The 14,608-nt window shown below is 64.8% G+C and carries 12 protein-coding genes; 8 read left to right on the plus strand and 4 right to left on the minus strand.

Annotation, left to right across the window (positions count from 1 at the left end; all coding sequences use genetic code 11):
• Positions 1-306 precede the first annotated feature (306 nt).
• From ACQY4V_RS12570 to ACQY4V_RS12595, 6 genes are all read left to right on the plus strand, one after another.
• Positions 307-1,623 carry an amidase gene (locus tag ACQY4V_RS12570; protein WP_428512179.1) on the plus strand — a complete coding sequence of 439 codons (1,317 nt, stop codon included), beginning with the start codon at positions 307-309 and terminating at the stop codon, positions 1,621-1,623.
• 62 nt (positions 1,624-1,685) lie between these two features.
• On the plus strand, positions 1,686-2,747 hold the full coding sequence (locus ACQY4V_RS12575) for an ABC transporter ATP-binding protein (RefSeq protein WP_428512181.1): 1,062 nt from the start codon (positions 1,686-1,688) through the stop codon (positions 2,745-2,747).
• Between the two features lies 1 nt (position 2,748).
• Complete coding sequence (locus ACQY4V_RS12580) at positions 2,749-3,645, plus strand: ABC transporter permease (protein WP_428512183.1); 897 nt, start codon at positions 2,749-2,751, stop codon at positions 3,643-3,645.
• On the plus strand, positions 3,638-4,444 hold the full coding sequence (locus tag ACQY4V_RS12585; protein WP_152493452.1) for an ABC transporter permease: 807 nt from the start codon (positions 3,638-3,640) through the stop codon (positions 4,442-4,444). The genes ACQY4V_RS12580 and ACQY4V_RS12585 overlap by 8 nt, the downstream gene beginning before the upstream one ends.
• A 32-nt stretch (positions 4,445-4,476) precedes the next feature.
• Positions 4,477-5,502, plus strand: a complete 1,026-nt coding sequence (locus tag ACQY4V_RS12590) for an extracellular solute-binding protein (protein ID WP_428512186.1) — start codon at positions 4,477-4,479, stop codon at positions 5,500-5,502.
• Between the two features lie 143 nt (positions 5,503-5,645).
• Complete coding sequence (locus ACQY4V_RS12595) at positions 5,646-6,287, plus strand: DUF4386 domain-containing protein (RefSeq protein ID WP_428512188.1); 642 nt, start codon at positions 5,646-5,648, stop codon at positions 6,285-6,287.
• A gap of 22 nt (positions 6,288-6,309) precedes the next feature.
• Here the strand turns inward: ACQY4V_RS12595 and ACQY4V_RS12600 are convergent, their stop codons facing one another.
• Both ACQY4V_RS12600 and ACQY4V_RS12605 read right to left on the minus strand, forming a co-directional pair.
• Entirely contained in the window at positions 6,310-6,843 is a 534-nt protein-coding gene (locus ACQY4V_RS12600) for a hypothetical protein (protein WP_428512190.1), read from the minus strand.
• Positions 6,844-6,912: 69 nt separating this feature from the next.
• A complete protein-coding gene (locus tag ACQY4V_RS12605; protein WP_428512192.1) occupies positions 6,913-8,571 on the minus strand; it encodes an NAD+ synthase in 1,659 nt (552 codons plus the stop codon).
• A 163-nt stretch (positions 8,572-8,734) separates the two neighbouring features.
• Here ACQY4V_RS12605 and ACQY4V_RS12610 point away from each other — a divergent pair, with 163 nt between their 5' ends.
• Positions 8,735-10,345: an MORN repeat-containing protein gene (locus tag ACQY4V_RS12610; RefSeq protein WP_428512194.1), complete on the plus strand. Its 1,611-nt coding sequence runs from the start codon at positions 8,735-8,737 to the stop codon at positions 10,343-10,345.
• Positions 10,346-10,558: 213 nt separating this feature from the next.
• Here the strand turns inward: ACQY4V_RS12610 and ACQY4V_RS12615 are convergent, their stop codons facing one another.
• Both ACQY4V_RS12615 and ACQY4V_RS12620 read right to left on the minus strand, forming a co-directional pair.
• Positions 10,559-12,088, minus strand: coding sequence for a cryptochrome/photolyase family protein (locus ACQY4V_RS12615; protein WP_428512196.1), 1,530 nt, complete (start codon positions 12,086-12,088; stop codon positions 10,559-10,561).
• Positions 12,082-12,747 (minus strand): SDR family NAD(P)-dependent oxidoreductase, encoded by a 666-nt coding sequence (locus ACQY4V_RS12620; protein ID WP_428512198.1) that lies wholly within the window; start codon positions 12,745-12,747, stop codon positions 12,082-12,084. The genes ACQY4V_RS12615 and ACQY4V_RS12620 overlap by 7 nt, the downstream gene beginning before the upstream one ends.
• A gap of 263 nt (positions 12,748-13,010) precedes the next feature.
• Between ACQY4V_RS12620 and ACQY4V_RS12625 the strand changes: the two genes are divergently transcribed.
• On the plus strand, positions 13,011-14,576 hold the full coding sequence (locus ACQY4V_RS12625; RefSeq protein ID WP_428512200.1) for a 2-isopropylmalate synthase: 1,566 nt from the start codon (positions 13,011-13,013) through the stop codon (positions 14,574-14,576).
• The last annotated feature ends 32 nt before the right edge of the window (positions 14,577-14,608 follow it).

Genomic DNA, 14,608 nt, shown 5'->3' on the forward strand with positions numbered 1-14,608 from the left:
GGATCAGGTCCGGGATACGTAGCCCTGCAATGCCGCGCGAGCGCCAGACCGCGGGATGGCGACCCCACAATCGTTCATGGCGCTTTATCGCCGCCACATCCGCAAAACCTCCAATCGAAGTGCTCACGTCACCAAATCGCCAGCCCGTCCGGGCGGTCGGCGATCGCGCGCCGGCGCGGCAGGGCCGCGCCTTTGTTCCGCGCGACAGAGATCGTCGAACCGACCGTCCCGGGCCTGACCCGGGACCTCGACCTCTCTCACCAACATTCCCGTTGCACCCCCACGCGCCCCGTGCATTCTGACCCCATGGATGATTACCGCGCCCACGACATGACCTCCCTCGCCGGCCTCGTGACCAGGGGCGAGGCCACGCCCGACGACCTGCTGGACACCGCCCTGGCCCGGATGCAAGCCGTGAACCCCGCGCTCAACGCCGTGGTCCACGACTATTCCGACACCGCCCGTCGGATGATCGCCGACGGCCTGCCCAAGGGCCCGCTCACCGGAGTGCCCTTCCTGCTCAAGGACATGGGCGCGGAATCCACCCGGCACCCCGCCTCTCTCGGCTCGCGCCTGCTCGCGAACACCAGTTACAGGATGAATTCCACCATCTACGACCGGCTCGAGGCATCGGGCCTCGTCACTTTCGGACGCACCGCCGCGCCCGAGGGCGGCGTGGGCGCGGCGACCGAGGCGGCGATCTATGGCGGCCCCACCCGTAACCCTTGGGATATTGACCGCACCCCCGGCGGCTCGTCGGGCGGCTCGGGCGCGGCGGTCGCCGCTGGCATCGTCCCCGCGATCGAGGGCTTTCTCACCCGCTCGGTCCGCGACACCGCGCTCCTGCTCGATATCGTCTGCGGCCCCGATCTCGGCGCGCCCTACGTCGCACCGCCCATGCCCTGCACCTGCATGGAATCGCTCGACCGGCCCAACGGCCCTCTGCGCATCGCGCTCTGCGACACCACCCTCACCGGCGAGGCAATCCACCCCGAATGCCAGGCCGCCGTGCAGGACGCCGCCGCGCTCTTGCAGGAACTGGGCCACCACGTGACCCAAGCCCGCCCCGCCGCCGACACCACGGGAATGATGCACGCCTGGACGAAAATCGTCGCCTGCGGCACCGCCTCCTGGGTGCGTGCGGCGCTGGCGAAACAGGGCCGTGAGCTGCGCCAGGGCGACATCGAGGGCGTCGCCCGCGGCGCCGTGGCCTATGCCGAAACCATCAGCGGGGCCGACTACCTCGATGCGGTGGAAACCGTCCACGCCTATGGCCGCCGGATGGCCGCGTTCTTCCAGGATTACGACATCCTGCTGACCCCCACCTTGGCCGAGCCGCCCGCCGCCATCGGCCGCTTCGCCCACGACACCGAGGATTACGTGGCCTACCGCGTGGGCGAGGGCGGAATCTTCGCCTATTCCCCCTACACGGCCGCCTTCAACGCCACCGGCCAGCCCGCCGTCTCGCTGCCGCTCTGCCGGGGCGCCGACGGCCTGCCCATCGGCATCCACCTCGCCGCCCGCTTCGGCGCCGATACCGCGCTGATGTCGCTCTGCGCCGATCTGGAACGCGCCCGCCCATGGTTTGATCAAATTCCGGCATTGCCCGGTATCGACACCTGAAAATACTTGAATGTCGTGGCCTTGTCGGGAAACACTAAGGTCATGAACATGGGGGACAACGCATGACCGAAGCCGCGGTCGAGGCCCGAGCGGCCCGAAAAGAGTACGGCGCCGGCGAAAAGAAAGTCCGCGCCCTGAACGACGTATCCCTTGTGATCAACAAGGGCGAATTCTTCACCCTCCTGGGCCCGTCGGGCTGTGGCAAGACCACCCTGCTGCGCCTCATCGCCGGGTTCGAATCGCCCACATCGGGCATGATCCTGCTGGGCGCGCGCGACATCAGCACGATGGCGCCCTACGACCGCCCTGTGAACACCGTCTTCCAAAGTTACGCGCTCTTCCCGCATCTCAGCGTGGCCGACAATATCGGCTTCGGCCTGACCATGCAGGGCACGCCCAAGGCGCAGGTCCAGGCCCGCGTGGCCGAGATGCTGGCGCTGGTCAAGCTCGAGGCCTTCGCCGAGCGCAAACCCCAGCAACTCTCCGGCGGCCAGCAACAGCGCGTGGCGCTGGCCCGCGCGCTGGCCCCCGCCCCCGAGGTGCTCCTGCTGGACGAGCCGCTCTCGGCGCTCGACCTCAAGCTGCGCAAGGAGATGCAGCTCGAACTCAAGCGCCTGCAAACCGAGACCGGCATCACGTTCGTTTTCGTCACCCACGACCAGGAAGAGGCGCTGACCATGTCCGACCGCATCGGCGTGATGCGCGACGGCTCGATCCTGCAAATCGGCGGCCCGCGCGAGATCTACAACAAGCCGGTCAACCGCTTCGTCGCCGATTTCATCGGTGAAACCAACGTCTTGACCGGCACGGTCGAACAGGGCGGCGTCCGCCTGCCCACCGGCGACGTCATCGCCGTGGACAATCTCGACGCCGCCGGCGCGGGCGCAAAGGTCAGCCTTGCAGTGCGCCCCGAACAGGTCCGCATCGGCGACGGCACGCTTCAGGGCCGCGTGGCCGAAACCGTCTATTTCGGCACCGACACCCATTGCCACCTGCGCATGTCCGACGACACCGAGGTGGTCGCCCGGATGCAAAGCCCGCCCTCGGGCGACACCGGCCTGCAGGAAGGCCAGACCGTCGCCTTCGATTTCGTCCCCGGCGCGGTCCGGGTGCTGGAGGACTAGCATGGCAGGCACCACCCACGGCAGCGGACGCACCGGCTGGATCCTGTCGATCCCGGCGCTGATCCTGCTGGCGCTCGGGGCCGCCGGCCCGCTGCTGATCGTGGTGGTCTATGCCTTTCTCGAACCGGGTGAATATTCCGGCGTGGTGTGGGACTTCACGACCGAGGCGTGGTTCCGCGTCTTCTTCGAGCGTGACATCTTCGACGACACCGTCACCTTTGCCGACGCGCACCTGACGATCTTCTGGCGCTCGGTGAAACTGTCGGTGCTGACCACTCTGATCGCCTTCGCCATCGGCTTTCCGACGGCGTGGTTCATCGCCACGCGCCCGCCCAACAAGCGCGGCTTCTGGCTGTTTTTGATCACAATTCCGTTCTGGACCAACCTGCTGATCCGCACCTTCGCCATCATGGAAGTGGTCCGCAACCAGGGCCTCCTGAACTCCTTCCTGATGAACCTCGGCATCATCGACCAGCCCTTGCAGATCCTCTACACCGACACTGCCGTGCTGATCGGCATGGCCTATGTCTACCTGCCGCTGATGGTGCTGCCGCTTTTCGCCGCCATCGACCGCTTCGATTTCCGGCTGGTCGAAGCCGGGTACGACCTCTACGCCTCCCGCATGAAGGTGCTGCGCCGCGTCATCCTGCCAATCGTGAAACCGGGCATCGTCGCGGGGTCCATCCTCGTCTTCGTCCCCTCGCTGGGCGCCTACGTCACGCCCCGCATCCTGGGCGGTGGCAAGAACATGATGATCGGCAACTTCATCGAGCTTCAGTTCGGCCAGGGCCGCAACTGGCCCCTCGGCGCGGCGCTGTCGCTGCTCTTGCTGATGATCGTGCTGGTGGCCCTGCTCGCCTATGTCCGCGTCACGTCGAGGGACGAAACCAATGGCTAAGGGCAAGAGCTTCTCCGTCACCACCCTGCCCGGCTTCACCGCCATCGCGCTCACGACTTTCGTGCTGCTCTACGCGCCGATCGTCACGATGGTGATCTACTCGTTCAACGATTCCCAATCCGTGGCGCTCTGGGGCGGCTTTTCCACCCGCTGGTACGTCGAGGCATGGGACAACACGCAAGTCCAGGAAGCCACCGTGCGCTCGCTGGTCATCGCCGTCTCGGCGGCGTTCATCTCGACCACCGTCGCCACCATGGCCGCGCTCGGCACCACGCGGCGCGGCCGCTTCAAGGGCCAGACGCTGATCTACGTGATGATCAACCAGCCGCTCATGGTGCCCGAAATCGTCACCGCGGTCGCGCTGCTGATCTTCTTCGCCTCGATCAAGGTCGCCACCGGCTACACCGGGCTGGCCTACCTGATCCTCGCGCACTCGGCCTTCTGCGTGCCTTTCGCCTACCTGCCCATCCGCGCCCGGTTGGAAGGCATGGACCTCGCGCTGGAAACCGCCGCGTCGGACCTCTACGCCCGGCCCTGGCAGACCTTCCGCCACGTGACGCTGCCGCTGATGATGCCCGGCATCGCCGCCGGCGCGATGCTGGCCTTCGTCATCTCGCTCGACGACGTCATCATCACCGAGTTCGTCAAATCCGCCGGGCAGGATACCCTGCCCACCTACATGCTGGGCCAGCTGCGCCGCGTCGTCACGCCCGAGGTCAATGCGATCTCCACCGCGCTCCTCGCGCTGACCGTGCTATTGCTGACGGCCTTCTTTATACTGAACCGCAAGCGGGACTAACCCGCGCACAACCACACCAAGGGAGAATGACGATGAAGACATACCTGACCACCACAGTGGCCACCATCGCGCTGGCCGGGGCGGCCCATGCCGAAGGGTCGCTCAACATCTACAACTGGGGCAACTACACCAGCCCCGAGATGATCGAGAAGTTCGAACAGGAATTCGACGTCGACGTCACCATCACCGACTATGACAGCAACACCACCGCGCTGGCCAAGATCGAGGCCGGCGGCCACGGCTTCGACATCGTCGTGCCGACGCACAGCTACATGGGCGTCTATATCGACAAGGGCCTCCTGATGAAGCCGGGCATCCCCGAGATGGAAAACTACGGCAACATCTCCGAGCAGTGGAAGAACGTGGAATGGGACCCGAACCGCGAATATTCCGTGCCGTGGCAATGGGGCACGACCGGCATCGCCGTGAACAAGTCGGCCTATGACGGCGACATCAACACCTCCTCCATCTTCCTCGACCCGCCCGAGGAACTGGTGGGCAAGGTCAACGTCGTGCCGGAAATGCAGGACGTGATGAACCTCACGCTGTTCTACGTCGGCGGCGAGCCCTGCACCACCGACAAGGAAGTGCTGAAGAAAGCCCGCGACGTGCTGATCGAGGCCAAGCCAAAGTGGATGAGCATGGATTACGGCATGACCGAGAAGCTGTCGAACGGCGACGTCATGGCGTCGGTGAACTGGAACGGCTCGACCTTCCGCGCCCGCAACAACAACGAGGACGTGTCCTACGGCTATCCGAAAGAAGGCTACCCGGTCTGGATGGACAGCGCCGCGATCCTTGCCGACGCGCAGAATGTCGAGAATGCCAAGCTCTTCCTGAACTTCATCATGGACCCGGAAAACGCGGCCATGCTGTCGGACTTCGCCCGCTACGCCAACGGCATCGACGGCTCCGAGGAATTCATGCCCGAGGAGATGCGCACGGCGCCCGAGATCGTCGTGCCCGAAGACCTGAAGGCCGCCGGTCAGTTCACCACCGCCTGCCCCGCCGAGGCGCAGGAATTCTACACCGCGATCTGGACCGAACTGCAAAAATAAGCCAGTCGTCGAGGGACGGGAAACGGGGGCCTTCCGGGGCCTCCGTTTTCTTTTTTGCCACGTGATCCCGCTGGCGCGATGATGGTTAACGCCACGCGGCGGGTGGGCTATACCGGACCCGACCAACCGCAAAGGAGCCCGACGTGGCGCCCTCTCATGCCGATCCCCGCCTCGCCCGCGTCGCCGGGGCGCTGTATCTCGCGATCATTCTCTGCGGCCTGACCGCCGAACTTGTCCTCCGCGGCCCGCTGCTTCGGGGCACGCCCGACGAGGTCGCCCGGATGCTTGCCGGCAATCTCTGGCAATTGCGGCTCAGCCTGCTGGCCGACACGGTCATGCTGCTGGCGGACGTGGCCCTTGCGCTCGTGTTTTTCACTTTGATGCGCCCGGTTTCCCCCGCGCTTGCGCTGGCCGCGATGGTGTTTCGGCTGGGCCAGGCCATTCTTATCGGCGCCAGCCTCATGGCGCTGGCCAGCGCGCCGGCGCTGCTGGCCGATGCGCCGCGCATTGCCGTGCACATGACCGCCCTGCACGCCATCGGCTATGACGTCGGGCTGATCCTCTTCGCGGTCAATTGCGGCCTGATGGCGGTCCTGTTCTGGCGCTCGGCGGTGCCGAAACTGATCGCGGCCGGCATCGCGGCCTCGGCGCTGGTATATGCCGCGGGAAGCCTCGTGCGCCTGCTCGCGCCCGCCGCGTCGGCCCTGATCGAGCCCGCCTACCTCGTGCCGATGGTCGCCGAAAGCGCCCTGTGCCTGTGGTTGCTGATCCGGGCCCGCGTCTGACCGTTTGCGGCGCGGCCCGTCGTCACTCCAGCGGCGCCAGCTGTGTCTTGTATCGGATCGTCGCCGCCACAGGCTCGGCCCCATCAGCCACGCGCGGCTCGTCCATATAGCCCGTCAGCCGCAGGAATGTGCCCTCGACTGTCGCCGAAAGCGTGTTGTTCTCGGTCAGATCAAAGGCGGTCAGCGTACCTTCACCGCCATCGGCACCCATCGCCAGGGGCGAGTCATAGCCCTGATCGTCGTAGATCTCCGCCGACAGCAACCGCATCTCGCCGCCCTGCTCCAGCAGCGTGACCTGCACCATGGGGCGCCCCGGCGTGCCGTCCTCGCCGACCGTCTGCCCCACGGCGTTGATCGACAGCGACGATCCCATGATCATCTTCTGCTCGGCATAGGCTTCCTCGCCTTCGACATCATAGGGAATGACCAGCTCCATCGTCTCGCCGTTCAGCGTGACGGTCATCGTGCCGATCGCCTCGAATCCGTCGCTCAACTCCGCCGCCCAGGCCGGCACGGCCAGCAGCATCGCGGCCATTGCGGTGAAGAAACGTGTCATATCAATCTCCCGGCTCAAATCACGCCGGAACCCTAACAAACCCGCACCACCGGCGCAAAATCGGCGGGCCTAGCCCCCATCCCGCCACCGGTTCACGATGGGATAACGCCGGTCCAGCCAGAACGCCCGCTTCGACAACCGTGTGCCCGGCGCCGACTGGAACCGCTTGTATTCGCTGATATAGATCAGGTGCTCCACCCGCGCCGCATCCGCGCGGTCATACCCCGCCTTGACGCAATCCTCGATCGACCCGTCCTCGTCCACCAGGATCTGCAATATCCCGTCCAGCACCGGGTAATCCGGCAGGCTGTCACTGTCCTTCTGGTCCTCGCGCAGTTCGGCACTGGGGGGCTTTACGATGATGGTCTCGGGGATCACCTCGCCTGCGGGCCCCATCATCCACTCGCGGTGATTGGCGTTGCGCCACCGGCACACATCAAAGACCCGCGTCTTGTACAGGTCCTTGATCGGGTTGTACCCGCCCGCCATGTCGCCATAGATCGTGGCATAGCCCACCGCCACCTCCGACTTGTTGCCGGTGGTCAACAGCATCTCACCGAACTTGTTGGAAAGCGCCATCAACAACAGCCCGCGCAGCCGCGACTGGATGTTCTCCTCGGTGATCCCCGGCTCGGTGCCCTCGAACAAGGGCGCCAGCGTATTGGTGATCGCCGCCCGCCCCTCGGCGATGGGCACGAAATCATACCGCGCGCCCAAGGCTTCCGCACAGGCCTTGGCATCGTCCAGCGACCCTTGCGAGGTATATTCCGACGGCAGCATCACGCAGCGCACATTCTCGGCCCCCAGCGCGTCCACCGCGATAGTGGCGACAATCGCACTGTCGACACCGCCCGACAGGCCCAGCAGCACTTTCCCGAACCCCGTCTTGCGCATGTAATCGCGCAAGCTCAGCACCATCGCGTGGTAATCCGTCTCCAGCGTGTCAGGAATATGCGCCAGCTCGGTCTTCTCGATCCGCCAGCCGTCGTCCCCGCGCACCAGGTCCACATGCGCGATCTCTTCCTCGAACAGCGGCATCTGCACCGCCAGCCCGCCCCCGGGGTTCAGCGCAAAGGTCCCGCCATCGAACACCTGGTCATCCTGCGCCCCCACCAGGTTCAGGTAGATCAGCGGCAGCCCCGTCTCGACCACGCGGGCCACCATCAACTGGTGCCGATGCGCCAGCTTGCCGCGATAGTAAGGCGAGCCGTTGGGCACCAGCAGGAACTCCGCCCCGGTCTCGGCCAGCGTCTCCGGCACGTCCTCGTGCCAGCTGTCCTCGCAGATGGGCGACCCGATGCGCACACCGTCCACCGCATAAGGCCCCATGACATCGCCCGACGCATACAGCCGCACCTCGTCGAACACCGTCTCGTTGGGCAGGTGATGTTTCAGCACGCAGGCGGTGATGCTGCCGCCCTTCAGGATGTAATAGGCGTTATACAGCTCCGCCCCTTCCAGGGCCGGCCCGCCGATGGCCAGCGCGGGGCCGACGGCACACTCCTTGGCCAGGTCCTCGATCTTCGCAATCGCCGCCTGGTGAAACACCGGCTTCCTGATCAAATCCTGCGTGTTGTACCCGGTGATGAACATCTCGGGCAGCGCCACAAGGTCGGCCCCGGCCTCGCGGCCCGCCTCCCACGCCTTGCGCGCCAGCGCGGCGTTGCCCTCCAGGTCGCCCACCGTGGCGTTCAGCTGTGCCAATGTCACGCGAAACCGATCCGCCATGCGCCCGTAAACCCCTGCAAATTATCGCTCCCCTTCGATTTAACAGATGAACGCGCGAGGGAAAGCCGAAACCGGGAAAAGCCGTTGTCACCCCTGCGCCGGTCAATTACGCTCTTGCAGACCCGTTGGGGGGTTGTCGCAGAACCTGGGTGAGTGGGCAGACATGCAGAGCAGAACCGTCACATCTATCGTCCTGGCCGCCGTGCTTGGGCTGACCGGCCCGGTGCTGGCGCAGGACGGCGAGGTCCAGACCAAGCAGTATGACGATGGCGGCATCTACGAGGGCACGTTCCGCAACGGCCTTCAGCATGGCACCGGCACCTACACGCTGCCCAACGGCTATGAATATTCCGGCGAATGGGTCGATGGCGAGATCCGCGGCAGCGGCACCGCCCGCTTTCCCAACGGCTCGGTCTACGAGGGCGAGTTCGCCAAGGGCAAGCCCGAGGGCGTGGGCCGCATCACCTTCTCCGACGGCGGCACCTACGAGGGCACGTGGGAGGATGGCAAGATCACCGGCGAGGGTGTCGCGGTCTATGCCAACGGCGTCCGCTACGAAGGCGGCTTCCGCAATGCCCAGCACCACGGCCGCGGCCGCATGGAAAGCCCCGGCGGCTATATCTACGACGGCGACTGGGTGAACGGCGTCAAGGAAGGCACGGCCACCATCACCTATCCCGATGGCGCAGTCTATGAAGGCCAGGTCAAGCGCGGCGCCCGCGATGGCGAAGGCACGCTGACGATGCAGGACGGCCTGATCTACGAAGGCACCTGGGCCGAGGGCCAGATCAACGGCACCGGCAAGCTCACGCAGCCCAACGGCGACGTCTACGAAGGCGAGCTGGTCGCCGGCCGGCGCGAGGGCACGGGCCGCGTGGTCTACAACAACGGCGATGTCTACGAAGGCGAGTTCGCCGATGACAGCCGCCACGGGCAAGGCACCTTCACCGGCTCCGACGGCTACCGCTACGAAGGCTCCTGGGTCGCGGGCAAGATCTCCGGCGAAGGCACCGTGACCTACCCCGACGGCTCGGTCTATGAGGGCCAGTTCCGCGACGATCTGGCCAACGGCCAGGGCAAGGTCACCTATCCCGACGGCGCCACCTATGAGGGCGAGTGGTCGGGCGGCGTGATCGACGGGCAAGGCAAGGCGACCTATCCCAACGGGCTGGTCTACGAAGGCGAGTTCCAGAACGCCAAGAACCACGGCCAGGGCGTGATGACCTATCCCGACGGCTACCGCTACGAAGGCGCATGGCGTGATGGCCAACGCCACGGCCAGGGCACGGCCACCTATGCCGATGGCACGGTCTACGAGGGCGAATTCGTCGATGGCCAGCGCCACGGCACCGGCAAGATCACCATGCCCGACGGCTTCGTCTACGAAGGCGAATGGCAAAACGGCGAGATCTCGGGCCGGGGCGTCGCCACCTACACCAACGGCGACGTCTACGAGGGCACGTTCGAGAACGGCAAGCGGCAGGGAACCGGCACCATGCGCTACGCCACCGGCGAAGAGGCGACCGGCGAATGGTCCGACGGCGCCCTGGCCGAGCAGACCACCACCGTCACTGAGGAAGAGACCCCCGCCGTCCCCGAGGACACCTCCGGGGCCTCCGGCACCGAGGCCGGCGCGGAGACATCCGACACCGCCGACACGGGAACCTCGCCCGAGGGCGAGACGGAGGCCGAAACCGGAACCGCAACAGAGGGCGGCGAGACGGAGGCTGAAGCCGAGACCACCGAAGACGCGACCACCGAAGGGAGCAACTGACTCCTCGCTCCGCCCGTCCCGGACCTGATCCGGGACCTCGTAGGGTGGGTGAAAACCCACGCGCGCCCCGGTTAATCAAACATGAACTCCGCACGCTGCGTTAACCCGGCAAGACGCTAGAAACCGTACCGCCGCGATACCACCCGGATACCGACGCGATACCGACCTGCCGATTCCGCCGATATCCGAGCCGTTAACCTTCGAGTCGCGCCCTCACACGATTTCGCCCGCATCCAGCCGGTCCAAGATGCGTTTCGCGCCTTTCAGAACCGCGTCCTTGCGGTCGTCATTCATCCGGTCCCACGTGGCATACATCTGCCCCATGCGCGGGTTGTTCGAGAATTTCTCCCGGTGCCTTACAAGAAAGTCCCAGTATAGAAGATTGAAAGGACACGCTTTTTCACCGGTCTTGTCCTTGACGGAATAGGCGCAGGAGCCGCAGTAATCCGACATCTTGTCGATGTAATTGCCCGAGCTGACATACGGCTTCGACGCGATGATCCCGTAATCCGCGAATTGGCTCATCCCGATCACGTTGGGCGCCTCCACCCATTCGTACGCGTCGTGGTAAACCGCCAGGTACCACTCGTGCACTTGGCCCGGGTCCACCCCCGCCAGAAGCGCGAAATTGCCCGTCACCATCAGCCTCTGGATGTGGTGCGCATAGGCCAATTCCCGTGTCTGATCAACGGCATGGGCGACGCAGTTCATCTGCGTTTCACCGCCCCAATACATCCAGGGCAAATCCCTCTCATGCCCCAGCGCATTGCGCGTCACATAGTCCGGACCCTCCCGGAAATAGATCCCCCGAACGTATTCCCGCCAGCCGATGATCTGCCGGATAAAGCCCTCCGCCGCATTGATCGGCACGTTCCCGGCTTTCCATTCTTCCTCCACACGGGTGCAGATTTCCACAGGATCCAGCAATCCGATGTTCAAATACTGCGATAACAGCGAGTGGTGCAGGAACCGGTCGTCTTGCAACATCGCGTCCTGATAATCGCCGAAGCAGTCCAGCAGGTTCTTGGCGAAGTGGTCCAGCGCCCGCAGCGCCTGGCCACGTGTCACAGCAGACGTGAACGGCCGCAACGCGCCGAAATTATTGCCGAATTTCTCCTCGACCAGATCCAGAACCTCTTCGGTGATCTCATCCGGCGTGAATTCCATCGGCTTCGAGCGCAGCATGTCGCCCGAGGCCGGCTTGCGGTTCTCGTGGTCGTAATTCCACTTCTCGCCCGCCGGTTCGTCGCCGTCCATCATCAGCCCGGTCTTGCGACGCATTTCGCGATAGAAATACTCCATCCTCAGGGACTTGCGCCCCTCGGCCCATTTGTTGAACTCGTCCAATGAGGCCACGAAGCGGTCATCCGGCAGCACCGTCACCGTCAGCGGGGCATTCTCCAGCGCTTCGACCAGCCGCCACTCGCCGGGTCGGGTCGCGACCACCTCGGTCGTGCCATGCTCCTGTCCGCGCCGCATAAGCTCGCCAACGATGGATTTCGACGTGTCATCATCGTCCAGTCGCGAATACGCGACCTGCCAGCCATCACCCTGTAATTCTTCAGCAAAATGGCGCATGGCCGAGAAGATCAGCGCGATTTTCTTGGGGTGGTGCCCGACGTAGCTGGCCTCGTCCGCCACTTCGGCCATGACCACGAGGTCGCTCTCCTTGTCGGCCTCACGCAGCGCCGACAGGGTCTTGCTCAGCTGGTCTCCCAGCACCAGGATCAGCCGCTTCACCACGGCACCGGCTTCCCGGCCCAATCGAAGAATTGCCCTGTATTCTCGGGCTTTAGCGCCGAAAGCACATCCAGAAGGTTCCGTGCCGCCGCCTCGGGCGTCACCGTCTTGTGCCCACCCGCGAATTTCTCGGTCAGCGGCGTTTCCACCGTGCCGGGATGCAGCGCCACGCAGATCGATTGCCTGTGCGTCCGGGCCAGTTCGATCGCTCCGCCATGGATCATCTGGTTCACCGCCGCCTTGGCCGTGCGGTAACTGTACCAGCCGCCAAGCCCGTTATCCCCGATCGACCCGACGCGCGCCGACAGGGCGGCAAACCGGCATTCCCGGTCGCGCGGCAACAGCCGAACGCTATGCTTCAGCACCAAAGACGGCCCCATGCAATTCACCCGGAACTGCGCCTCCATTGCCTCAGCACTCAATTCTTTCAATGACTTCTCGGGCCCGCGTCCGTCCAATTCCAGCGCGCCCGTGGCCACGAAGACAAGGTCGTATTCGCCGTCCAGCGCGCCCAGATGCGCTTCGACCGACGCCTCGTCCGTCACGTCCAACCCATCGACGGAGCGTGACAGCCCCGTCACACGTACGTCGCGTTTTTCCAACTCGGCCACCAGGGCCGATCCGATCCCGCCCGAGGCGCCTATCACCAATGCATCTTTCATGACGCCAAGAGCTAGCGGGCGTCCACCCTGCTTCAAGACGCAAATCACCGCCAGATCGGGGGTTTTCAACGCCGTTCATCATCCCTATGGTTTAACCATGTTTACGCGCTGCCATATTCTCGGCCCCGCAAGCCCCGCCACGGCGGCTTGCCTTTCCGCGCGTCTGCTCCTAAGCCGCCTCTGAGCGTGCCCTGATCCGGCGCGACCGCTCAGAGGAGTAGCCTTTCGCGCCACAGGCTTAGGACCAAAACACGAGACATGACATGACCGATTCCGAACAAAACCGCGTGGTGATCTTCGACACCACCCTGCGCGACGGCGAACAATCGCCCGGCGCCACCATGACACACGCCGAAAAGCTGGAAATCGCCGGCCTGCTGGACGAAATGGGCGTCGACATCATCGAGGCTGGGTTTCCCATCGCGTCCGAGGGCGACTTCAGAGCCGTCTCGGAGATCGCCAAGAATGCGAAGAACAGCGTGATCTGCGGGTTGGCACGCGCCAACCTCAAGGATATCGACCGCTGCTGGGATGCGGTGAAGCACGCCAGCCAGCCCCGTATCCACACCTTCATCGGCACCTCCCCCCTGCACCGCGCCATCCCGAACCTGACCAAGGAAGAAATGGCCGAGCGCATCCACGAGACCGTCACGCACGCGCGCAACCTTTGCGACAACGTGCAATGGTCCCCGATGGATGCCACGCGCACCGAGTGGGATTACCTCGCCCGCGTTGTCGAGATCGCCATCAAAGCCGGCGCCACCACGATCAACATTCCCGATACCGTCGGTTACACCGCGCCGGTCGAAAGCGCCGACCTGATTCGCCGCCTGATAGCCGAGGTGCCCGGCGCCGACGAGGTGGTTTTCGCCACCCACTGCCACAACGATCTCGGCATGGCCACGGCCAACTCGCTGGCCGCCGTCGAAGGCGGCGCGCGGCAAATCGAGTGCACGATCAACGGTTTGGGCGAACGCGCCGGCAACACCGCGCTGGAAGAGGTCGTGATGGCCATGAAGGTCCGCAACGACATCCTGCCCTATCACACGCGGATCGACTCTACGAAAATCATGCACCTGTCGCGACGCGTCGCGACCGTCTCGGGCTTTCAGGTGCAACCGAACAAGGCCATCGTCGGCAAGAACGCCTTCGCCCATGAATCCGGCATCCATCAGGACGGGATGCTGAAGAACGCCGAGACGTTCGAGATCATGCGCCCCGAGGATGTGGGCCTGACGGAAACCAACATCGTCATGGGCAAGCATTCGGGCCGTGCCGCGTTGCGGTCGAAGCTGAAAAACCTCGGGATCGAGCTGGCCGAGAACCAGCTGAGCGATGTGTTCGTGCGGTTCAAGGAACTGGCCGACCGCAAGAAGGAAGTGTTCGACGAGGACCTGATCGCGCTGGTCACCGCCGGCGAGGACGCCGAAAATGACCGCCTTGTTCTGAAATCCCTGCGCGTGGTCTGCGGCACGGGCGGACAGGCCGAGGCCGAGATGGTCATGTCCATCGACGGGGTTGAGAAGTCCGCGACCGAGCAAGGCGACGGGCCCGTCGACGCGACGTTCAAGGCCGTGCGCCAGTTGCACCCCAACGACGCGCACCTGTCGCTTTACCAGGTGCACGCCGTGACCGAGGGCACCGACGCGCAGGCCACGGTCTCTGTCCGGCTGGAAGAAGGCGGCAACATCGCCACCGGCCAGTCGGCAGACACCGACACCGTGGTCGCCAGCGCCAAGGCCTATATCAATGCGCTCAACCGCCTGTTGACCCGCCGTGCAAAGCTCGGTGAGAACGAAAAAGAAGTCAGCTACAAGGACGTCAGCTGACCGCGGCGCCTCGCCCGGCTCAGCCCCGGGCG

The sequence above is a fragment of the Roseovarius sp. genome (assembly GCF_965277045.1).
Taxonomy (GTDB): Bacteria; Pseudomonadota; Alphaproteobacteria; order Rhodobacterales; family Rhodobacteraceae; genus Roseovarius.

Bases quoted from the DNA above. Each gene is read 5' to 3' on its own strand.
- ACQY4V_RS12605 (WP_428512192.1), bottom strand. From the start codon at position 8,571: ATGGCGGATCGGTTTCGCGTGACATTGGCACAGCTGAACGCCACGGTG.
- ACQY4V_RS12610 (WP_428512194.1), top strand. From the start codon at position 8,735: ATGCAGAGCAGAACCGTCACATCTATCGTCCTGGCCGCCGTGCTTGGG.
- ACQY4V_RS12580 (WP_428512183.1), top strand. From the start codon at position 2,749: ATGGCAGGCACCACCCACGGCAGCGGACGCACCGGCTGGATCCTGTCG.
- ACQY4V_RS12590 (WP_428512186.1), top strand. From the start codon at position 4,477: ATGAAGACATACCTGACCACCACAGTGGCCACCATCGCGCTGGCCGGG.
- ACQY4V_RS12600 (WP_428512190.1), bottom strand. From the start codon at position 6,843: ATGACACGTTTCTTCACCGCAATGGCCGCGATGCTGCTGGCCGTGCCG.
- ACQY4V_RS12575 (WP_428512181.1), top strand. From the start codon at position 1,686: ATGACCGAAGCCGCGGTCGAGGCCCGAGCGGCCCGAAAAGAGTACGGC.
- ACQY4V_RS12620 (WP_428512198.1), bottom strand. From the start codon at position 12,747: ATGAAAGATGCATTGGTGATAGGCGCCTCGGGCGGGATCGGATCGGCC.
- ACQY4V_RS12625 (WP_428512200.1), top strand. From the start codon at position 13,011: ATGACCGATTCCGAACAAAACCGCGTGGTGATCTTCGACACCACCCTG.
- ACQY4V_RS12570 (WP_428512179.1), top strand. From the start codon at position 307: ATGGATGATTACCGCGCCCACGACATGACCTCCCTCGCCGGCCTCGTG.
- ACQY4V_RS12585 (WP_152493452.1), top strand. From the start codon at position 3,638: ATGGCTAAGGGCAAGAGCTTCTCCGTCACCACCCTGCCCGGCTTCACC.